Source organism: Microbulbifer echini (genome assembly GCF_041447225.1).
Taxonomy (GTDB): Bacteria; Pseudomonadota; Gammaproteobacteria; order Pseudomonadales; family Cellvibrionaceae; genus Microbulbifer; species Microbulbifer echini.
Window position 1 is genome coordinate 160,141 of the sequence record NZ_JBGMEL010000006.1, and the last position, 20,112, is coordinate 180,252.

Below are 20,112 nucleotides of genomic sequence, written 5' to 3' on the forward strand. Positions count from 1 at the left end.
TATGCGAGAAAAGAATAGCAGCCAATTGAAGTCGGGGCCAACGGACAGACGAATATCCGGTGATGAGCCCCAGGTGTCAATCGACTTTGGGGATAAAGCTACCTACCTGGGGTCCGGATTAAGCCTCACTATTGGCAATACCGTGAGGTACATGGCCTGTAGCCACATGCTCGGCAGCAGAGGCGCAGTGCGCCGGCTGGTCGTCAAAGAAAACATCTGCGCCAAAGGCCCGCAGGAACTCCCCCTTCGGCAAGCCACCCAGGAAAACGGATTCATCCACGCGGATATCCCAGGCGCGCAGAGTGCGAATAACCCGCTCGTGTGCCGGTGCGGATCGGGCTGTTACCAGTGCGGTGCGGATCGGGCAGCCTTGCAGGCCGAACTCTGCCTGCAATTTTTGCAGGGCCTCAAGAAACCCTTTGAACGGCCCGCCACCAAGTGGCATCTGGGCAGAGGCCCGCTCAGCCTCGGTGAAGGCGGCAAGCCCATCCCGCTTGTAAACCTGCTCGGCTTCATCCGAAAAGATCACCGCATCACCATCGAAGGCAAAACGTAAAACATCGTCGCGATGCTCGCGATGGCCGCCAGCCACCAGAGTAGCCGCAGCAACCCCCTGCTCCAGAGCACGCCGCACATCCACCCCATCGGTCGACAGAAACAAATTGCAACCAAAAGGGGCGATATAACGGTAGGGGCTTTCGCCATTGCAAAAAGCAGCCCGGGTAATATCCAGTCTGTAGTGCTCAATAGAATTAAATACCCGCAGGCCTGTATCGGCACTATTCCGCGAAAGCAGGATAACTTCGACTCTGGGCTCCCCCCCAAGCTGAGAATTGATCTTTAAGAATTTCTCTACCAAGTGGAAGGCATCGCCCTTCTGTAAAATATCATTCTCCCGCTCTACCTGGTAACGGGAAAAAGCCTGTAACCCCTGCTTTTCAAAAACCTGATGGCTGTCTTTCAGGTTGAACAGGGCCCGTGAGGAAATGGCAATTACCAACTTATCCGGTCGGGCGCTCATCAGGGGGTCTCCACATCGTTGAGCCCCTCGGGACTACTATCACTGCGCCTGTTACTGAGCAAGGTGAGCAGCATCCGCTGCAGGTCTTGGCGGGTACGATAAGCCCGAATTTCCGCCTGATTGACAACAACCAGCAACAGTGCGTGGCACGTTTCCAAGGTGAGTCTGCCAAGACGATTCAGTTCATTGGCCGGACAGGCAAAGCCAAGGCGCCGGAAGGTATCCACCAAGTGCCCGATCACCAATTCATCGTGGCATTCATCCAGCTCATGCAGCTCGGGAATCCCCCACATGGCCTGTACCAGCGGCAGCAAACCGCGCTGCTCACGGTACACAGACAGCAGGCGCCCAGTAAGCTCCTCGATAAATGCCTCAAGTGCCATGCCTTCAAGGTCGAGCTCGGCCAATTCACGCAACACCGTATTGATGCTGGCAAGCCATTGCTCACCCATTGCGTAGAGAATCGCATGCTTATTGGGAAAGTAGTGATAGAGGGAACCCACCGAAATATCGAGCTTTCGTGCAATCAGAATAGTGGTCAGATCATTGAGACCCACCTCTTCGAGGAGGCGCCCGGTGACATCGAGAATTTGCCGTGCCCGAGCCCGTGCACGGGCCTGTACTGGTTCACGGCGAGGGGAGAGCTGACTTTTACGTTTTTGCTGTTCGGCGTTGGACAAGATCGGGTTCCCAATTGAAACTCTGGGCATATTACCACCAATCCAGCCATCTATTTCAGCTCAGAATAGGACTCAGAAGAAGTCCAATCAGTGCCCAAACCTATCGAGCAGGCTGTGGTACAGCATCCCCAGTACCAACCCCGGCCAACGCAGTAGTGTGCCCCCGGGAAATGTATCGGTCGGAATCCTCGCCATAATATCGAAGCGCTCCTCAGTCCCTGCAATCACTTCCGCAAGCAACTTGCCGGCAAAGGTGGCCGTCGGCACCCCATGGCCAGAATAACCCTGGCTGTAGTAGATATTGGGCTCCAATCTCCCCATATGTGGCATGCGATTCATAGTGATGGCCAGAGTGCCTCCCCAACCATAATCAATGCGGGTCTTTTCCAGCTGCGGATACACTTTCAGCATATTTTTTCGCACAAACTTGCGGATATCGGCGGGAAAGCGGGTCGTATAATTTTCTCCACCACCAAAAATCAGGCGGTTATCACCAGAGAGTTTCCAGTAATTGATGACAAAGAGCGTGTCCTGAACCGCGTAATCATTAGCGATCAGTTTCTGCGCAAAGGGTTCGGACAAGGGCTCAGTTGCCAGGACAAAGTTATTAATCGGCATAATTTTACCGGCTAAGCGGGGCTCGAGATTCCCGAGGTAGCCGTTGCAAGCCAATACAATATTGCGTGCCTTCACCCGCCCCCTGGCTGTTTCAACACTACAGGGGCGCCCACTCCGATATCCCGTTACCCGGCTTTGCTCAAAAAGCGCAACCCCGGCGCCAGCACAGGCGGCCGCCAGCCCCAGGCCGTAGTTCAGGGGATGCAAATGTAGTGAACCGCTGTCAATTTGCCCTCCCAGGTATCGCCGGGTACCCACAAGGCCACCCACTTCCTGCTCATCCGCATAACGCACACCAGAGTAACCATAACGCTCCCGGAGTAGCTCGGCTTCCTCGCGCAGATAATTGTCATGACTAGGCTTGGCGGCAAGGTGCATTATGCCGCGCTTCAAGTCGCAATTTATTTGGTATTTACCGATTAATTGCTCAACCAGTTGCACCGCCTCAAGACTGAACTGCCAAAGCCTTTTAGCAATATCGAGCCCGAACATTTCTTCCAGCTCACTCTGGCAGCGCCGCTGCCCTACACCCACATGCCCCCCATTGCGTCCAGAGGCTCCCCAAGCCGCTCGTTCCGCCTCCAATACAGCTACCTTGTAACCTCGTTCAGCTAAGTGCAACGCCGTAGAGAGACCGGTATAGCCAGCTCCAATCACGCAAACATCCGCCTCCATATCCCCCTCTAACTGGGGGTACAAAGATTGTAAATTGGCGCTCGCGGAATAATAGGAATTTGTATACCCAGGTATGGTATTCATTGATATAGCCCTTTAAGGCGTTGAGCCGGTCGGGGATTCAGACAAAGAATGCTCAAGCCCCGAGAATTGTCAAATGGTAATTCGCTTTTAGCCCCTATTCCAGATCCTAGTTCAGCACTCCTTTCACCGTCCATTTCAAAACCGTTTTCAGACACACTTAAGCAACCCCACAACCTGGGCCTACCAAGGCACTGCCCAACTCCCAGCTACCCAGCTACCCAGCTACCGCAACTGAGAGAGTCAAGCATATACTGGAGCAACCTTTAGATTGGATCACACCAGGTAAAACAACCGAATGGACAAGATTACAAATTGGCTCGCCGAGCATGATATTGCCGAGGTGGAGTGCTTGGTACCAGATATGTCGGGCAACGCCAGGGGTAAATTTACCCCCACGGACAAGTTTCTCACCCAGGATAGCCGCCTGCCCGAGAGCATCCTTGTACAAACCGTCACCGGTGATTTTGTCGATGAACACAATGAGCTAGTAGATCCTGCCGATACCGATATGTTATTGGTGCCCGATCCCGATTCTGTTCGACTTAACCCCTGGGCCAATGATCCCACTGCTCAAATTATTCATGATTGCTATACCCGCGATGGTCAACCTCATCCGATTAGCACGCGGAATATTCTCAAATTTGTTTTGGAAAAATACAAAGCGCAAGGATGGAAACCGGTTGTCGCTCCAGAAGTGGAATTCTACCTGGTCAAGCGCAACCTGGATCCGGATGAAAAGCTCTCAGCGCCCGTAGGAAGATCCGGCCGTACAGAAAAAACCAGACAATCCTATAGCATTGATGCCGCCAATGAATACGAACCTATTATCGACGACATGTATAATTTTTGTGAGGCGCAGGGCCTGGATGTCGATACCCTGATTCATGAATCCGGGACCGCACAGATGGAAATAAATTTCCTTCACGGGGACCCATTACATCTCGCCGATCAGGTTTTTACTTTTAAACGCACAGTCCGTGAAACTGCCCTTCGCCACGGCATCTATGCCACCTTCATGGCCAAACCCATGGAAGATGAGCCGGGCAGCGCACTGCACTTACACCAAAGTATTGTCGACATAAAAACCGGAAAAAATATTTTTGTCGATAGTCACGGCAAAGAAAACGATACCTTCCTGAATTTTATTGGCGGCATGCAGGAGTACACCCCTGGATTTATTAGCTTTCTAGCCCCAAACGTAAATTCCTACCGGCGCTTCACTCCGGAAATGGCGGCCCCTACCAGCTTGCACTGGGGCTATGACAATCGCACCACAGGACTTAGAGTTCCGGACAGCTCACCACAAGGAAAAAGACTGGAAAACCGTTTTCCCGGCGCCGACTGTAACCCCTACCTCGCCATTGCCGCCTCTCTCGCCTGCGGTTATCTGGGTATGATTAATAAAGTGGCACCCAGCGCACCTTATCAGGGCGACTGCTCCAAAGAAGCGATCACTCTCCCACGCACACAGGAACACGCGCTCAATCTTTTAACCGAGTGTGAAGCCGCCGCAGAAATGTTTGGCAAAAAATTCGTAAAAGCATGGAGTGCAATCAAGCGCGATGAGTACGAAGAATTTAATCGGGTCATCAGCTCCTGGGAGCGGGAATATCTTCTTCTTAACGTGTAGATATTCCCAAGAAAAAAAATTGAGACTTTTATGAAAAATGGTAATTGACTGGCGCACCACCCATTTATCAGGTTTATTTACGCGCTATCACTTGGATTCTTCGGCAGGATATTATTTGCTGAATTGTGACTACCCATGCAAAAATATTGAAAAGAATTCAAATATATGAGTTTGTCATCACCTTTTTGTTGCCACTAAGCGCATGCAAGGTAATCTCAGGTTGCCCGGAAATTTTGGGCAACCGGTTTGAGAAAGCGGACGTCAATGCCATTTTATGGCCCCACCACTGATGCCCGGCCTTCTTCTGCTGTCTTACCACCCATAAAGACCGTTTGCATCGAACTGCCGAAGTATTCAGTGATTTCTATATTCACTGTTTTCGGTTGGCGGTGCTCGGCAACTAATAAAAAAGTTATATAAAGGGAAAGCTAGCAATGAAGCATTTCGTAGGAATTACCTGCACTTTAGCCATGGCTATCAGTGCTCAGGCCGCCGACCGTGTCCCAGCCACCCCAGATATGCTCTCGCCTCAGACATTAAGTACTGTTGCCGGATCTGATATGGCCCTGGTAAAGGTTCGTGAGCGTACTCTTGGAAGTGGCAAAACTGTCGCCCGTTATCAACAAACCCACAAGGGCATTCCTGTGTGGGGGCAATCCGTAACCAGCTCAGGTCAGGGTCTTATTACCGAAGTACGCGGCAACATTCTCACCGGCCTTGAACTCGAAGTACCCACTGTGCGCGCATCTATCGATGCAAAAAATGCAATAGATCGCGCAATGAATCACCAGGTAACCCTACGCGCCCAGCAGGGCGTTATGCAGGGCGCACTTTCACTACCGGTTCTTAAACTGGAAGCCAAAAACCAGAAGAAAGAACTCTATGTCTATATCAATGATCAAGATGAAGCTCGCCTTGCCTATCTGGTGAACTGGGTTGAGTATGGTGACGAGCCCAAGCGCCCCTTCTACTTCATTGATGCTATGACCGGTGAGGTGATCAAGCATTGGGATGGCCTTACCTTCCAGGATGCACAGGGCCCAGGCGGCAACCAGAAAACCGGGCGCTATGAATACGGTATCGACTTCCCATCGATGGAAGTGGATAGTAATTGCCGTATGGATACCACCAACGTCGAAACCGTTGACTTGAATCATGCTACCAGTGGTGGCAGCGTTCACTCATTCACCTGCCCGTACAATGACCACAAAGAAATCAACGGCGCTTACTCTCCGTTGAACGACGCCCACTTCTTTGGCGGTGTGGTCTTCGATATGTTCAGTGATTGGTACAACACCTCACCACTCACCCAGAAGCTGCGTCTACGAGTTCACTACAGCAACAACTATGAAAATGCCTTCTGGGACGGCAGCCAGATGACCTTCGGGGATGGCCGCAACACCTTCTACCCCCTGGTTAGCCTGGATGTGACCGCACACGAAGTCAGCCACGGTTTTACGGAGCAGAATTCCGGGCTTGAATACACTAGACAATATGGTGGCATCAACGAGTCCTTCTCGGACATCTCTGGTGAAGCTGCTGAATATTATATGACTGGTAGTAATGACTGGCTGGTGGGCTCCCAGATTTTCAAATCCAACGGCGCCCTACGTTACTTTGCGGATCCCACCCAAGACGGTAGCTCTATCGGTCATGCGGACGATTACTATGACGGCATGGACGTACACTATAGCTCCGGGGTTTACAATCGTGCCTTCTATCTTCTCGCCAATACCAACGGCTGGAATACTCGCACGGCGTTTGACGCTTTCGTTCTCGCCAATCAGATGTACTGGCAAGCACAAACTGAATATGACGATGGGGCCTGTGGTGTGATTTCTGCAGCAGAAGATCTCGGATATAACTCTGCCGATGTCACTGCCGCTTTCGATACCGTCGGTGTTACCTGTGATGACACCCCACCCCCACCCCCCGGTGCACTAGACAACGGTGTACCAGTAAGCGGCTTATCTGGCGGCTCCGGCGATGAGTTACTCTATACTCTGGACGTTACAGCCGATGCGACCGATCTGAAATTTGAGATGTCCGGAGGCACCGGCGACGCAGACCTCTACGTGCGTTTTGGCTCAGCTCCAACAAGCTCCACTTATGACTGTCGTCCATTCAGCGGTGGAAATAATGAAGTCTGTGAAATCGCCGATGGGGATGTTCAAGCTGGCACCTACTATGTCATGGTGCGCGGCTATAGCTCCTTCTCTGGCGTCAGCTTGGTAGGCAGCTTCACTGAGGGTGATGGCGGCGGCAACCCCGATGGCTGGGAAGAAACCGACGTATCCGGCTCTACAGATAGCTGGAACCACTACACTTTGGTTGTCGATAGTGGCATGTCATCCCTGAGCGTCAACATGCAGGGTGGCAGCGGCGACGGAGACCTCTACGTACGCTACGGTTCAACCCCGACTCGCAACAACTGGGACTGCCGCCCTTATAAATGGGGCAATGAGGAGAGCTGCAGCATCAGCAACCCCCAGGCAGGTACTTGGCACATCAGCATCCGTGGCTACTCCTCCTACTCCGGTATTACTCTCAGCGCTCAAGCACAATAAGCTGTTTTGCTAAGCGCATAGATAACCTGAGTCAGCAGACACACCAGCTGACCCAGGCATCAAAAAAGGCAGCCAATTGGCTGCCTTTTTTGTTTTTGCTACGGGGCGTTTGGTGAACCCCTGTTATTTATGGCTGGGATCCTTCCAGTAATCCTTCACCGAGTCCTTCATTTCTTTAGCCAATATCGTAATACCAAACAGGTTAGGTAGCGTCATAATCACGATGGCTACGGCGGACAGGTTCCAAATCACGGTTGTATCCTCAATCGCCGCCCAGAAAAAAGCTATCACATACACGATCCTATAAGGCATCACCGCTTTGGGGCCAAACAGGTAAATCATGGAGCGGTCACCATAGTAAGACCAGGCAATCGCAGTTGAGAAAGCAAACAGAAGAATACCAAGGGTCACGATCAACCCGCCGTATTCACCAAAGTAGCCACGCTGGAATGCTTTATTCGTCAGCGCCACAGAGTGAACCAAGGATTTACCCCAAATTTCCACTTTTTCGTTGGCAAACTTCCCATCTACAACATTGAGAACACCGCTAAATTCATCCTCTCCAACTTTAAAATTCAGATCCTCAGCAATAGAGCGAGCATGGATCAGGGTAAAGTCCTGGACATTGAGCGGCTGTCCATCCGTGACCACCACTGAACCGTTATAGGGCTTCACATCACTGGGCTGACTGCTCAGGTAGTTAAACAACTGCTTAACTTCCTCCGGATTACTTTCTTCGTAACGCCCTTCGACGACATAAGTGTCCGCACCTTCAAATAAGTTCTCGTGCTTCTCACTCCAAACACCAGAAGACAAGATCACCAAGCCAGTTAAGGTACAAATAATGATGGTATCGATAAATGGTTCGAGCAGAGAGACCATCCCCTCTGAAACCGGCTCATCGGCACGCGCGGCGGCGTGGGCAATAGGCGCGGAACCTTGGCCCGCTTCATTCGAGAAGAGCCCTCTATTCACACCGCGGTTAAAAGCATAGGCAAAGCTGGCACCCAGGAAGCCACCAACCGCGGCACTACCAGAAAAGGCATCGCGGAACACAGCAGCAAAAGATGGAAGAATATTCTCGTAGTTATAGATGATCACACCTAAGGCACCAACCACATAAATCAATGCCATAGTGGGAACAATTGTGGAGGTTACCTTGGCGATCCGAGTGATCCCACCAATGATGACCATACCCAGCAGTATTGCGAGCACACCACCGGTAAGCGCTTTCTCAATACCAAAGGAATCATGCATGGCCTGGGCAATATTGTTTACCTGAGGGAGGCTTCCAGTACCAAAGGAACAGATCACTGTGGCAATGGCAAATAGCACCGCCAACCATTTCATATTGAGGCGGCGCTCCATATAGAACATGGGGCCACCGGCATAGTAGCCGTCTGCTGCCTTGATACGGTACTTGTGTGAAAGTGTGACCTCAACAAACTTGGTTGTCATACCAAGGAAGGCGGTCATCCACATCCAGAAAAGCGCGGCTGGGCCGCCCAGGAAGATAGCAAGACCCACACCACCAATGTTACCGGTACCCACAGTCCCGGAAAGAGCCGTGGCCAATGCCTGGAAGTGAGAAGTATCACCGGGGTCACTGGGTTTATCGTATTTACCCTGAACAATCTTGATTGCATGTCCAAAGTAGCGGATTTGTGGAAACCCTAAATAGATAGTGAAAAAGAAACCTACCCCGAGCAACACCCAGGGGAACCAAGGCGCTGAACCGAGCACACCGTCCAATGACAGTAGTAGCTGATTAAAGGAATCCAAACTAACCCCCCACTTCTCTGATCTAATTCTGATTGTTTTATATACAGCAGTAGCCGCAATTTGTTGCGCAGGTTAGCAGCTTCCGCAGCACTAGAACAGTAATGGGGCCTAAACCCCGCTAAATGAGAAATTGTCACGATGGGGAAACAAAGCGAATTGCCCTCCCGAATGCACAAATACCAAGTTGCTACAGCCCGAATAACGGCCCTTGCCAAGTTCCTGTAAAAGCCCATGGAACGCTTTACCGGTATAGACCGGGTCCAATAAAAGTCCCTCGAGATTCGCCACCTTATTTATTGTTTGATAGACCTCTGGGCCCGCCTCCCCATACCCTGGCCCCATATAGTTCGCATTAACATTAATTGTAAGGGATGCCAAATCAACACTGCATTCCGTAAGGTCCACCCAGTGGCGAATATCTTCGCGAACCTTGTTCTGAAAGTATGCTGCATTGTCACACACTGCATATCCAGTAACCCTGCTTTCTACCTCAAGCAACTGGCAGCCTAATGTCAACCCGGCCTGGGTTCCTCCGCTGCCAGTCGCACAAACTATATGATCGGGCACAAAGCCCTGGGCACGGCAATCCTGCATTAACTCCATTGAGGCGGCCAGATAACCCCAAATGCCCAGACCATCACTGGCTCCGGTGGGTATGCAAAATGCACGGCGCCCCAGCGCAGTGTAACGCTCACGCCAATGAGTAAAAATCCGGCCCAAATTTCCAGCGTATTCCGAAGGTGGGTAGATAGTTACATCTGCACCAGCAAGGTGATCCAACAGCAGGTTTCCATCTATCGCAGCATCTCGCTCACCGCGTAACAATAGATGAACCTTAAATCCCAAACGCGCTCCGACAAGCGCTGTGGTGCGACAGTGATTGGACTGAACACCCCCGCAAGTGATGAGGGTATCGCACTCCTGACCAAGTGCTTCAGCCGCAACAAACTCAAGTTTGCGCAATTTATTGCCGGACATCCCAGACTCTGTCAGATCATCCCTTTTCACCCATATCCTCGGCCCACCATAAGGAAAAGAGTGGCGCTCACTGATTCGATCAAGAGGCTGCAGAGGCGTGGGAAGATGAGCCAGACGTAAGCGACTGGGCAAAGGGATTGGCAAGCTTTCAGACACAGAAAACTCCACTTAGAATAGCGGGATTAGAGTTTGGGAACCCTGCCTAACTGACACTTTCCAGAAATAAGTGACCTCTAGGGCTTGTTGTAAACTAATGTCATCTTAACGGGAACAGCATTCATCGCAGTTTGCAGCCCCATACAGGCAGCCTGGCAAACAGACATCATTTTCTCAACCACTTCCCTAGGCTCATCAGATTTTATAAAGACAACAGTATCTATCCCCTCACAAATACCCCTATGAGGCGCCTCTACAACTTCTTGCATCTTGTAAACCCCAGCCTTGAAACGCATCTGCTGCTCAACCTGAACACTTTCAATGTTGAGTTTTGTCTGGTCGATATAGATAGATAGATGACTAAGAAAACAAAAAGCGATGCCCGCTGACAGGTAATCCAGTGGCGCCGGTGCGCTATCTTTACCTCCAATGATAGTGCCCTCGTCACACAGTAATTCAAAAGCCCCACACCCCGGCACGTTGGCCTGGACCGTAGCAGTTTTCAGGAATCCCTCCCCCAAAGTAGCCTCAGCAGAGAGGTTAACTTGAAAATGAAAGCCGCCCTCTTTCCTATCCGGGATACCCACTTGAATTTTTGATAGTCCAGGAAGGGCCTTTACTTTTCTGACAATAGCGGCCCCCGGCTTATCTTGACTACTGTTTGGCATAGGTATTTCCTATAAGTTTTCCTACACCAATAAACCTAGAACATCGCCTATAAAAATCAAACTGGCAAAAACGAGAAAGCCCGGCGACTGCCGGGCTCTCAAGTGACAAATAAAAGATCAAAACAAAGTGATCAGATCTTTTTAATTGTGCCTTTCGGCAAAACAGCATGAACTGACACCTTCTGGAACTTCAGAGACATATTGTCTGCAACTTCCAGCACGATGTAGTCCTCATCAACTTTATCAACACGCCCCAGCATACCGCTACTCATCACCACCTCATCCCCTTTCTTGAGGGCACCAACCAACTCTTGGTGCTCTTTTTGGCGCTTGCGCTGAGGGCGGATAATAAAAAACCACATGAATGCGAACAGACCCGCAAACATCAACAGGGTTATCATCGGGTTGCCCTGTGGTGACGGCGCTGCTTGCTGTGCCATGGCAGAGGGAATAAAAAAGCTCATGCAAAACCTCAAAGAGTCAGCCTATAAAATTGCCGCCAACTCTAACGGGTTTACCCCGTTGAGGCAACGGATCGGACCGATCCAAAAAGGATCGGCCTAACCCATTCCCACTTAAAAGCGCTGGCGAACCTGGCGACGATAGCCAGTTGGCGACATTCCAGTCCAGCGCTTGAAGGCACTGGTAAAGCTGGTCCTGTCGGAAAAATCCAAAATCCTTGAAATTCCGTCAACGCTGAGAGCGGTATCTTTGAGGAAATGCACCGCGTGGCGAAAACGCACATGATCCCGGAGCGAGGCAAAGCTCAGGTTGTGCTCCTGCAAACGACGCTGCAGGGTCCGGGTGGACATGCTTAGATCGGAGGCAACGGGGCGAATGGCGAGAGAAGCCTTACCAATGCGCTGCTCCAGCACATCGATGACCCTGGCAGCAATGCCAAAGCTGGTGGCTTCCGGGGGGGCCAGCAGCTGGTCAAGAATATTCGGATCACCGGATATTCTGGCCTGCTGAAGGGATTTGTCTTCAGAGAGCGAAGTTTGGTCGGGCTGAGTATGGTTCATCGAGCTGCTCCTTTTGAGTTCCGTGAGCCGCAGTTATTTTTCTATGTCCGCATCCAGCGAATCCCGGTTACTCCTGCCCACACCAACACACCAAAAACTTCGGCGGACTACTACTCGATGGGGGATGCACCAAAAACAGACATCGAATCCTTCACAGAGATGTACAATTTTTAAACTAACCGCTCCGGCAATACCCAAAGAGAAACACTCTCTCGCCGGCGCACCTTTCCTTTACATCTGCCAGTATAGACCAAGAATTAAGAATGCAAGGGGCGACAGCGGTTTTTTTCATCTTATTGTGCTGTATAAGTCAAAATTGACTGACTGATCTGCTCAGCCCCCTATAGAACATAAGGGAATTCGAGGGAACGGGGCCAGCAGGCCTTCGCTGGAAGAGCTGGCAGCCTCCGCGAAAAACAAAAATCAGTTCAGATTTTCAGAGACCCAACTGAGCACATCTTCACTGTGAGTCTTGGTTTTAACCTTGTCGATAATATGGCATAAACGGCCACTCTTATCGACAATGAACGTGGTTCTGATCAAGCCCATGTACTCTTTGCCCATAAACTTCTTTAGCCCCCAGCAACCATATTTATCCGCAATTTTATGGTCTTCATCTGAGAGGAGGTCAAAGTTCAGTTCATGCTTGTCAATAAAGCGCTGTAATTTAGCTTCCGGGTCTGGGCTAACTCCGAGAACAACCGTATCCAATTCATCAAACGCCTCAGCGCTATCCCGTATGCCGCACGCTTGGGTAGTGCAACCCGGCGTGAGGGCCTTGGGATAAAAATAAAGCACAACATTATTTTTGTCGCGAAAATCCTTTAGCGACACCTTCTCTCCTTTCTGGTTTGTTAGAGTGAAAGCCGGTGCCAAATTGCCAATCTTGGGAAAAGCCATGAGAAATCCCCTGGGTTTTGTTGTAAATCTTTGGAGGATTATAACGAAAACTGCTTACCAAGAGGCCGAGGGCACCTTTAAATCAGAATTGATGCAGGCGAAACTCCCTCTCCCGACGCGCAATGATGCCCATTCGCCCGAGCTTTTGTACCAAGTCCGCTTTCTCTGCATCGGTGAGGAATTCACCCACCTCAAGGCATCCCTCAGGCCCACTAAAAGTCACTGAGGCCGGCTCAGCCGCACTGCTTCCCATACGCACCAACAACGCCAAATTGCCCCGAGAAAACTCCCGGTGATAGACAGATTGTTGGCGCACCCCTTTACAGCAATCAAAAACCACACGCTCGTCGTTAATCCGGATGACCTCTCGACGAGTACCCTCGAGGTAGACATAGGTAAACAAAACCGCCAGAAGCAGAATTTCCAGCCCCGCAAAGGGCAGGATCATCCAGGCCCCAGCAAAGGCAAATGCCAGACTAATACCAAGGGAGACCCCGACTAGGGAAAAAAACACCCAGAGGTTGCCTGATGCAGACAGGGATTGATTTGGCTGAAGAAGGATGCAGGCGCATCGGGGGGCTTGGCGACCGACTTCTGTAACCATGGCAAGCGCTTCCGAATAGTACTTACAATCAGTGTAGTGCCGCCATCATCAGCCCACAGTTGTATAACGACCCGCCAGTTTTCTAGCTGTGTACCGCCAAAAAAAAAGCCCGCACAGATGTGCGGGCCTTTAAGACAGATCAGCCTCTTAGGCCGGTGTGTCCATAAGATTACGGCAGCAGGTGGGCAACCGCATCACGCTCTTCCGCAAGCTCCTGCTCAGTAGCAGACATTTTCTCGCGGGAGAATTCATTGATATCAACACCCTGAACAATCTCCCAGTCACCACCTTTGCAAGTGCAAGGGAAAGAGTAAATCAGGCCTTCTTGGATACCGTAAGAGCCATCGCTGTAAACAGCCATGCTGGTCCAGTCACCGTCAGGGGTGCCCAAAGCCCAGTCGTGCATATGATCGATCGCGGCATTCGCGGCTGAGGCTGCGGAAGAAGCACCGCGCGCCTTGATGATCGCAGCGCCACGCTGTTGAACGGTCGGAATAAAGTCGTTCTCGTACCAATCCTGCTCCACTTTATCCATCGCCGCAGCACCAGAAACCTTCACTTGGTGCAGATCCGGATACTGAGTGGAAGAGTGGTTACCCCAGATAGTCATGTGAGTAATGTCATTAACACTAGACTCCGTCTTATTGGCCAGCTGCGACAGCGCGCGATTGTGGTCAAGACGAGTCATTGCGGTAAAGTTGCGTGGATCCAGGTCCGGTGCATTGCGTTGTGCAATCAAAGCATTGGTATTGGCTGGATTGCCAACAACCAGTACTTTTACATCGCGGGAGGCAACGTCATTCAGGGCTTTACCCTGTGCAGAGAAGATAGCGGCGTTAGCTTCCAGCAGATCTTTGCGCTCCATACCCGGTCCACGGGGGCGTGCACCCACGAGTAGAGCGTAGTCAGCGTCTTTAAACGCAACAGTGGCGTCATCACTCTGAACAATACCCGAGAGCAGCGGGAAAGCGCAGTCTTCGAGCTCCATGGCCACGCCTTTTAGCGCCTCCAGTGCCGGAGTAATTTCCAGCAGCTGCAGAATAACCGGTTGATCTTTACCCAGCATCTCGCCGGAAGCGATGCGGAACAGCAGCGAATAGCTGATCTGACCGGCAGCGCCGGTAACAGCAACACGAACAGGTGCTTTCACGATAGTTCTCCTCGTTTGTAAGCGGCCGCATTATAGGGCCTCGCGAGTAAATTTCACCTCAAGCTGAAAAAATACCAGCGCAATCGGCTTAACAAATGTTCACTTTATCCAACAGGGGGATAAAAATGGCTTACACCAGCGCAATTTCCCGGTAGCGCTCATCTAGTGAGCGATAAATCTGCTCACTGTAATCTTCAGCGTGCGCATCGAGTTGACCGGCAATTTCAGCGAGATGCTCATTGTCTTCCCGACCGCCCCAATTCTTTATGTATGAACCATCTTTGTAACCGTTGTCCTGGCGGAAACGATTGAGCACATTCTTGCCGACATAGCGCTGATACAGCTCGGTGAAAGGCATTTCGGCATCGGCAAGTAGCTGGGCAAATCCGACAAGATCAAATTGCCTACTCGCCAATGTATTGAGAGTAAAGGCCTCCAGATTTTCGCGAAAATCACCGGGCGTCCACTCACCAGTACTCAGCTCGCTCAACATCTTTTCAGCTACTTGGGCCGGAGAACCCTGCTGCAGCTCAAGACTCAACCCAAAATGCCAAATATCTACCAGCTCCAGTTTTACCTGGTCCATTTCCGGCTGCTGTTTTTTCCACCATTTCCAACCATAGTGATCCAGGAGTTCCGCACTTTCAACCCAGATTGCGCGGTACCATGCATAGCTTTGTGCACGCCAATTTTCGTTAACGACGGTATTAATTTCATCCTGCAAGGTCAGCATGACCTGCAATTGTTGTTTCATCATCAAGGGGGGTACTTCCTATAGCCGGACTCAGGCAGCCCGGGGGAATAATCGAAGAAAATTTTCAGTGGTGATTTCAGCCAGCTGCTCGTAGGAGATACTGCGCAATTCGGCGATAAATTCAGCCACCTCCCGCACATAGGCCGGGATATTTGGCTTGCCACGGTAGGGAACCGGTGCCAGATAGGGCGAATCGGTCTCTACCAGCAGACGCTCGAGTGGCAGTTTGCGGGCCACATCGCGCAAGTCCTCAGCATTTTTAAACGTAACAATGCCCGAAAGGGAGATGTAATAGTTGAGATCGAGTGCGGATTTCGCCATTTCCCAGCTCTCGGTAAAACAATGCAATACACCGGCAGTATCCAAGTTACCATGCTCACGAATCAGCTGAAGGGTATCCTCGCGGGCATCGCGGGTATGCACAATAACGGGAAGCTCTGCCTGGCCTGCGGCCTGCAGGTGGGCAATAAAGCTCTGCTGCTGGGTCTCTTTGGTATCGGTGCTGTAGTAATAATCGAGACCGGTTTCCCCAAGAGCCACTACATTGGGGCGTGCGGCCATAGCAATTAATTCATCCACTCCGGCAAGGCCGGATTCCACATCCAGCGGATGAATACCCACAGAACAAACCACATCTTGATACCTGGAGGCGATCTCTACGACGGTATCGGCATTATCAAGGCTGATACCAACACACAGGAACTTACCGACCCCGCGGCTGCGAGCGAGCTCCAGAACCGCGTCCAGGCCGCCTTCAACGGTATCTAGTTTCAATCTATCCAGGTGGCAATGAGAATCTACGAGCATGTGAAGTTACAACGTGTGAGTGGGCCGGCTGGATTCAAGAGCACCAGCCAAGTAAGTTTCTATCTTGTTTTGCGCAATGTTGTCTTTATCCCCAAACTGAACACCAATACCCGGTGTACGGTTACCCTGGGCTCCGCTGGGAGTAATCCAAATTACCTTACCCGCCACCGGAATTTTTTCCGGCTCATCCATCAGGCTTAACAGCAGGAACACTTCATCACCGAGGCTGTAGGATTTATCCGTACTGATAAACAGGCCGCCATTTTTTACAAAAGGCATATAGGCCGCATAGAGAACCGATTTATCCTGAATTTTCAGCGATAGGATGCCGTTTCGGGCACCGCCTCCCATGGCTTTCATGCTCAACCTCAATGTTTTTAATGTTGCGCTAACTTATCCGAGCGTACTGTTTCTGTCCAGAACCCCCGCTCTTTCGAAAATGGGCAAGTATTCACTGGGAAAAGAGCCTGGACCAACGGATCATCAATTCTTCCAGAAGCAAGCGGCGATTGGGGTTCGCTCCACTTGCAAGCCCCTTGCGCGCTTGAAGCAACTGGTCGTAAAAAGCAAACAATGCACGCAGGCTCCCCTCTCCCGCACCCGGTAACCGTTGCAATAACGCCATCACCTGGGTATCCCCCATCGAATTACAGCTGCGCACCCGCGCCATCTGCGTAACCCACTGCTGCCAAAATTGCAAAAGCTGACCCAAATCTGTGTGTTCAGGGGGGGTTTCCCAGCGCCCGGCGACTGCCACCGCACCGACACGCCCTTGGGATAATGCCGTAACTTCCTGAAGAAATTGCTGCCGGACTTCCTCGCACTTAGTATCCGCAAGTTCCGCCGCCAGTAGGGGCGCCCCACCGGAAAGCGGCAAGGCCCTAACTGCCGCAGACTCTTCCAGTCCGCGTCCGCGCAACCATTGCAGCGCCATTTCTTCTGGCGGGGAGGGAAACACAATAGATTGGCAACGGCTGCGAATGGTTGGCAGTAAACCCGCAGGAGAATCACTGATCAGCAAGAAAATAACCGATGCCGCAGGCTCTTCCAGGTTTTTCAACAGGGCATTGGCCGCATTGATATTCATTGCCTCCGCCGGTGCCAGCCACACCAAGCGCGCGCCTCCGCGCCCGCTGGTGCGGGATACAAAATTATCCAACCGCCGAATCTGCTCCACTTTCAACGGAGCACCCACTTTTTCCGGTTCTACCCGAAGAAAATCCGGGTGTGACCCTGCCTGCCAAAGATGGCAGTCTTTGCAGCTACCGCAGGCTTGTCCATCCTGAGGCTGTGCACACAGTACCACCGCAGAAAAAGCATCGGCAAAAGCCCGCTTACCGAGACCCGGTTGGCCACTCAACAATAGAGCATGCGGGCACCGCCTTGCTCGCCACTGAGTGCTGAGACGCTGCCACTGCTCGGCTTGCCAAGGCAGTAACTGGGGGATGGGAGTATGTTCAGGAATTTCAGACACAGCCATTCGCCAAATTGATAATCAGATAATTCTCTTCAGCCAAGCTGGGCTGATCATTCAAGGCGTACATTAGAGTAAACGCTGTAACTCCTGCGCCAGCTGCTGCTGGACCTCTGGTAAAGTCTGGCTGGCATCAACGATAGAATAGCGAGACGGCGCCGCCTCCGCGCGCTCACGATAGGCTGCACGCACACGGTGGAAAAATGCCAAATGTTCACTCTCAAAACGGTCGGCAGCTCCGGTGTGGGCTGCTCGCTGTAAACCTATTTGCGGATCCAGGTCTAAAAGGAGCACTTTATCTGGCCGCAATTCACCCTGCACGTCTTTTTCCAGTTGTTCTATAAACGCCCTATTCAGCTCTCGCCCACCACCCTGGTAGGCATAAGTGGCGTCGGTGAAGCGATCACAAACCACCCAGTCGCCGCGTTCCAGGGCTGGAACGATCACCTGGGCCAAGTGCTGTGCCCGAGCCGCGAAAACCATGAGCAGCTCCGCCGTAGGATTCACAATTTCTTCGCGTTTCGCCAGGAGTAATTCTCGCAGCTGTTCGGCAAGTGGTGTACCACCGGGCTCACGGGTTTGAATGAATGGAATATTGCGATCGGTTAGCCACTGGGTGATAAATTGCAGGTTGGTGGACTTACCGACCCCCTCCCCGCCTTCCAGGGTGATAAATTTTCCGCGCGACACTATCTCTAATTTCCTTCTGCCGGACTGGAGCGGTAATCCGCCCGTCTCTTCAACTGATACTCTCGCACCGCACGGTTGTGCTCTGTCAGAGTGGCTGAGAAATGATGGGAGCCATCACCCTTACCTACAAAATAAAGGCTCTTACCGGGCTTTGGATTGAGTGCTGCGCGAATAGCCGCACGACCCGGCAACGCGATAGGCGTCGGAGGCAGCCCGTTGATTACATAGGTATTATACGGAGTTGACGCACGTAAGTGGGCCCGCGTGAGATTCCCATCGTAATCCTCCCCCAATCCATAGATCACGGTGGGATCGGTTTGCAGGCGCATCCCCTTATTCAAGCGACGCACGAATACCCCTGCGATTTCGCTGCGCTCAGAGGGCTGCCCTGTTTCCTTTTCAATCAGCGAGGCCATAATCAGAGCCTCATAAGAAGAAGCGTAGGGAAGCCCCTCCCCTTTTGCCTGCCACTCCTCTTCCAACACACGCCGCATACGTTCATGGGCCTGGCGCAGCAGCTCAATATCCGTAGTGCCAGAACGGTACACATAGGTGTCCGGGAATATCCACCCCTCCACGGAGCCCTCTTCCAAGCCCAGTAACCGAGCCGCCGCGCGGACGCTACTGGCCGCCTCTGATTTAACAACCCTCTGCCCGGAGCGGATTTTCTGCAGGGCTTGCCGGAAAGTCCAACCCTCGACCAAGGTCAGGCGATAGGTAGTGACCTCCCCTCGATTAAGACGGCCGATCAGATCCATAGCGGTACTGCCGCGGGGTATTAAATATTCGCCGGAGTGGATCTCAGTTTTCCCCTCCCAATAGGCGTAGGCGAGGACCAACCGCGGCCAATGTATGACTCCATTCCCTTCAAGCTTGCGCAGGGTACCAGAGAGGCTGCTGCCTTTCTCTACCTGGAACCGCAACCCTTTTTCCCCCAATGGAAGGGGCGCAGCTAGCGCCACCTGTAGTATCCAGAGGGATGCTACCACTAGCATGCAAGCGAGCAGAAAACCTCCAAACAGAGGTCTCCAAAACTTCGCTGGAGAGCTTTTCTGTTTTTTCTTTACCACAACGATTCCACGATCAAATGCTGTAACCCTTGAACACCAGCCCCTATCGGCCAACTTTTATGGCCAATAATCTCGATAACGGGCATGATTCCACGAACACTATTACACAGTGCCAACTCATCGGCGCCGCATAGGGCCCGAATATCCATATCCCGCTCCTGCCACTGAATCCTACCGTGCAACCAATCCAGCATGACTCCACGCACACCACAGCGCTGCAAACTGGGCGTTACCCAGGCATCGCCAAAACGCGCCAACAAGTTACATCGCAAACTCTCAATGACCCGCCCTTCACTATCGAGCATAAGGCCATCCAAGTGCTCTCCCTCAGGCAGTTCAGATTTCGCCCTATTATATCGACTGCGGTGCAGAAGTTTGCAGCCAGAGTTCCAACTTTTTGATACCGGCAGATACGTTTCACAAGGAAAAAGGTGGACTCCCAGTTCACTTTCTGAGCTCTGTATTAGAGGCAAAAAAGTAAGATCCCAACAGTCACTACCACTCACACGGCCTAAGCGCAAACGAACAATCGCCTCCCGGTGCCGAAGCTCCGCCACTAGCCGAAAAAGATGTTTTTCAATTTCATCCAGAGTCAGCCCAGCTGGAAGCGTACTGCGAGCGAGACGCCGCCTATGTAACGGCCACAGCGGTAATCTTCCGTTGTGACAGCGCATGGTTTCCAGGATTCCATTTTGATAATGCCCATCGGCAGGCAAGCTCTGGACAAGCTGGCCCCGGTGGAAACACTGCGGCAATTTGAGCATGCACGCCTCAGGCTGGGA

20 protein-coding genes are annotated in these 20,112 nt (G+C 51.8%); 2 read left to right on the plus strand and 18 right to left on the minus strand.

Annotated elements, in window-relative coordinates; genetic code table 11:
• Positions 1-118 precede the first annotated feature (118 nt).
• The 3 genes from ACCI51_RS07960 to ACCI51_RS07970 all read right to left on the minus strand — a co-directional run bounded on the left by ACCI51_RS07960 (position 119) and on the right by ACCI51_RS07970 (position 3,078).
• Entirely contained in the window at positions 119-1,021 is a 903-nt protein-coding gene (locus tag ACCI51_RS07960; RefSeq protein WP_371843218.1) for a 5'-nucleotidase, read from the minus strand.
• Positions 1,021-1,701, minus strand: coding sequence for a TetR/AcrR family transcriptional regulator (locus tag ACCI51_RS07965; RefSeq protein ID WP_371843219.1), 681 nt, complete (start codon positions 1,699-1,701; stop codon positions 1,021-1,023). Before ACCI51_RS07965 ends, ACCI51_RS07960 begins: the two co-directional genes overlap by 1 nt.
• A gap of 87 nt (positions 1,702-1,788) precedes the next feature.
• Positions 1,789-3,078, minus strand: a complete 1,290-nt coding sequence (locus ACCI51_RS07970; RefSeq protein WP_371843220.1) for an NAD(P)/FAD-dependent oxidoreductase — start codon at positions 3,076-3,078, stop codon at positions 1,789-1,791.
• A 295-nt stretch (positions 3,079-3,373) separates the two neighbouring features.
• Here ACCI51_RS07970 and ACCI51_RS07975 point away from each other — a divergent pair, with 295 nt between their 5' ends.
• Together ACCI51_RS07975 and ACCI51_RS07980 are read left to right on the plus strand one after the other, a co-directional pair.
• Positions 3,374-4,708, plus strand: a complete 1,335-nt coding sequence (locus tag ACCI51_RS07975; RefSeq protein WP_299581049.1) for a glutamine synthetase family protein — start codon at positions 3,374-3,376, stop codon at positions 4,706-4,708.
• Between the two features lie 434 nt (positions 4,709-5,142).
• On the plus strand, positions 5,143-7,275 hold the full coding sequence (locus tag ACCI51_RS07980; RefSeq protein WP_299581046.1) for a M4 family metallopeptidase: 2,133 nt from the start codon (positions 5,143-5,145) through the stop codon (positions 7,273-7,275).
• A gap of 123 nt (positions 7,276-7,398) precedes the next feature.
• On the opposite strand, the gene ACCI51_RS07985 is transcribed toward ACCI51_RS07980, so the two are convergent.
• From ACCI51_RS07985 to ACCI51_RS08055, 15 genes are all read right to left on the minus strand, one after another.
• A complete protein-coding gene (locus ACCI51_RS07985; protein WP_299581043.1) occupies positions 7,399-9,057 on the minus strand; it encodes an alanine/glycine:cation symporter family protein in 1,659 nt (552 codons plus the stop codon).
• 108 nt (positions 9,058-9,165) lie between these two features.
• A complete protein-coding gene (locus tag ACCI51_RS07990) occupies positions 9,166-10,191 on the minus strand; it encodes a D-cysteine desulfhydrase family protein (RefSeq protein WP_371843221.1) in 1,026 nt (341 codons plus the stop codon).
• Between the two features lie 77 nt (positions 10,192-10,268).
• Entirely contained in the window at positions 10,269-10,859 is a 591-nt protein-coding gene (locus ACCI51_RS07995) for an OsmC-related (seleno)protein (RefSeq protein WP_371843222.1), read from the minus strand.
• A gap of 131 nt (positions 10,860-10,990) precedes the next feature.
• A complete protein-coding gene (gene yajC / locus ACCI51_RS08000) occupies positions 10,991-11,323 on the minus strand; it encodes a preprotein translocase subunit YajC (RefSeq protein WP_299581034.1) in 333 nt (110 codons plus the stop codon).
• A 111-nt stretch (positions 11,324-11,434) separates the two neighbouring features.
• Complete coding sequence (locus ACCI51_RS08005) at positions 11,435-11,881, minus strand: helix-turn-helix domain-containing protein (RefSeq protein WP_020415217.1); 447 nt, start codon at positions 11,879-11,881, stop codon at positions 11,435-11,437.
• Positions 11,882-12,304: 423 nt separating this feature from the next.
• Positions 12,305-12,781, minus strand: coding sequence for a thioredoxin-dependent thiol peroxidase (bcp, locus tag ACCI51_RS08010; protein WP_371843223.1), 477 nt, complete (start codon positions 12,779-12,781; stop codon positions 12,305-12,307).
• Between the two features lie 82 nt (positions 12,782-12,863).
• Positions 12,864-13,385, minus strand: a complete 522-nt coding sequence (locus ACCI51_RS08015) for a DUF2244 domain-containing protein (RefSeq protein WP_299581028.1) — start codon at positions 13,383-13,385, stop codon at positions 12,864-12,866.
• A 169-nt stretch (positions 13,386-13,554) separates the two neighbouring features.
• The gene (locus tag ACCI51_RS08020) at positions 13,555-14,535 is read right to left on the minus strand and encodes a malate dehydrogenase (RefSeq protein WP_299581026.1); all 981 of its coding nucleotides are present in this window, start codon (positions 14,533-14,535) and stop codon (positions 13,555-13,557) included.
• Between the two features lie 130 nt (positions 14,536-14,665).
• Entirely contained in the window at positions 14,666-15,292 is a 627-nt protein-coding gene (locus ACCI51_RS08025; protein WP_299581024.1) for a dUTP diphosphatase, read from the minus strand.
• Positions 15,293-15,319: 27 nt separating this feature from the next.
• Positions 15,320-16,096: a TatD family hydrolase gene (locus ACCI51_RS08030; RefSeq protein ID WP_371843224.1), complete on the minus strand. Its 777-nt coding sequence runs from the start codon at positions 16,094-16,096 to the stop codon at positions 15,320-15,322.
• A gap of 6 nt (positions 16,097-16,102) precedes the next feature.
• A complete protein-coding gene (locus ACCI51_RS08035; protein WP_371843225.1) occupies positions 16,103-16,456 on the minus strand; it encodes a PilZ domain-containing protein in 354 nt (117 codons plus the stop codon).
• A 91-nt stretch (positions 16,457-16,547) separates the two neighbouring features.
• A complete protein-coding gene (locus tag ACCI51_RS08040) occupies positions 16,548-17,576 on the minus strand; it encodes a DNA polymerase III subunit delta' (RefSeq protein WP_371843226.1) in 1,029 nt (342 codons plus the stop codon).
• A gap of 63 nt (positions 17,577-17,639) precedes the next feature.
• Positions 17,640-18,260 carry a dTMP kinase gene (tmk, locus tag ACCI51_RS08045; protein WP_299581018.1) on the minus strand — a complete coding sequence of 207 codons (621 nt, stop codon included), beginning with the start codon at positions 18,258-18,260 and terminating at the stop codon, positions 17,640-17,642.
• 5 nt (positions 18,261-18,265) lie between these two features.
• A complete protein-coding gene (gene mltG, locus ACCI51_RS08050) occupies positions 18,266-19,255 on the minus strand; it encodes an endolytic transglycosylase MltG (protein WP_371843227.1) in 990 nt (329 codons plus the stop codon).
• A 68-nt stretch (positions 19,256-19,323) separates the two neighbouring features.
• Entirely contained in the window at positions 19,324-20,094 is a 771-nt protein-coding gene (locus ACCI51_RS08055) for an aminotransferase class IV (RefSeq protein ID WP_371843228.1), read from the minus strand.
• Between the last annotated feature and the right edge of the window lie 18 nt (positions 20,095-20,112).

What these genes read in the sequence shown, in the direction of transcription:
- ACCI51_RS07970 (WP_371843220.1), bottom strand. Translation starts at nt 3,078, where the DNA reads ATGAATACCATACCTGGGTATACAAATTCCTATTATTCCGCGAGCGCC.
- bcp (WP_371843223.1), bottom strand. Translation starts at nt 12,781, where the DNA reads ATGGCTTTTCCCAAGATTGGCAATTTGGCACCGGCTTTCACTCTAACA.
- ACCI51_RS08025 (WP_299581024.1), bottom strand. Translation starts at nt 15,292, where the DNA reads ATGATGAAACAACAATTGCAGGTCATGCTGACCTTGCAGGATGAAATT.
- ACCI51_RS08035 (WP_371843225.1), bottom strand. Translation starts at nt 16,456, where the DNA reads ATGAAAGCCATGGGAGGCGGTGCCCGAAACGGCATCCTATCGCTGAAA.
- ACCI51_RS07975 (WP_299581049.1), top strand. Translation starts at nt 3,374, where the DNA reads ATGGACAAGATTACAAATTGGCTCGCCGAGCATGATATTGCCGAGGTG.
- yajC (WP_299581034.1), bottom strand. Translation starts at nt 11,323, where the DNA reads ATGAGCTTTTTTATTCCCTCTGCCATGGCACAGCAAGCAGCGCCGTCA.
- ACCI51_RS07980 (WP_299581046.1), top strand. Translation starts at nt 5,143, where the DNA reads ATGAAGCATTTCGTAGGAATTACCTGCACTTTAGCCATGGCTATCAGT.
- ACCI51_RS08040 (WP_371843226.1), bottom strand. Translation starts at nt 17,576, where the DNA reads ATGGCTGTGTCTGAAATTCCTGAACATACTCCCATCCCCCAGTTACTG.
- ACCI51_RS08030 (WP_371843224.1), bottom strand. Translation starts at nt 16,096, where the DNA reads ATGCTCGTAGATTCTCATTGCCACCTGGATAGATTGAAACTAGATACC.
- ACCI51_RS08005 (WP_020415217.1), bottom strand. Translation starts at nt 11,881, where the DNA reads ATGAACCATACTCAGCCCGACCAAACTTCGCTCTCTGAAGACAAATCC.
- ACCI51_RS08015 (WP_299581028.1), bottom strand. Translation starts at nt 13,385, where the DNA reads ATGGTTACAGAAGTCGGTCGCCAAGCCCCCCGATGCGCCTGCATCCTT.
- ACCI51_RS07960 (WP_371843218.1), bottom strand. Translation starts at nt 1,021, where the DNA reads ATGAGCGCCCGACCGGATAAGTTGGTAATTGCCATTTCCTCACGGGCC.
- ACCI51_RS07995 (WP_371843222.1), bottom strand. Translation starts at nt 10,859, where the DNA reads ATGCCAAACAGTAGTCAAGATAAGCCGGGGGCCGCTATTGTCAGAAAA.
- ACCI51_RS08055 (WP_371843228.1), bottom strand. Translation starts at nt 20,094, where the DNA reads ATGCTCAAATTGCCGCAGTGTTTCCACCGGGGCCAGCTTGTCCAGAGC.
- mltG (WP_371843227.1), bottom strand. Translation starts at nt 19,255, where the DNA reads ATGCTAGTGGTAGCATCCCTCTGGATACTACAGGTGGCGCTAGCTGCG.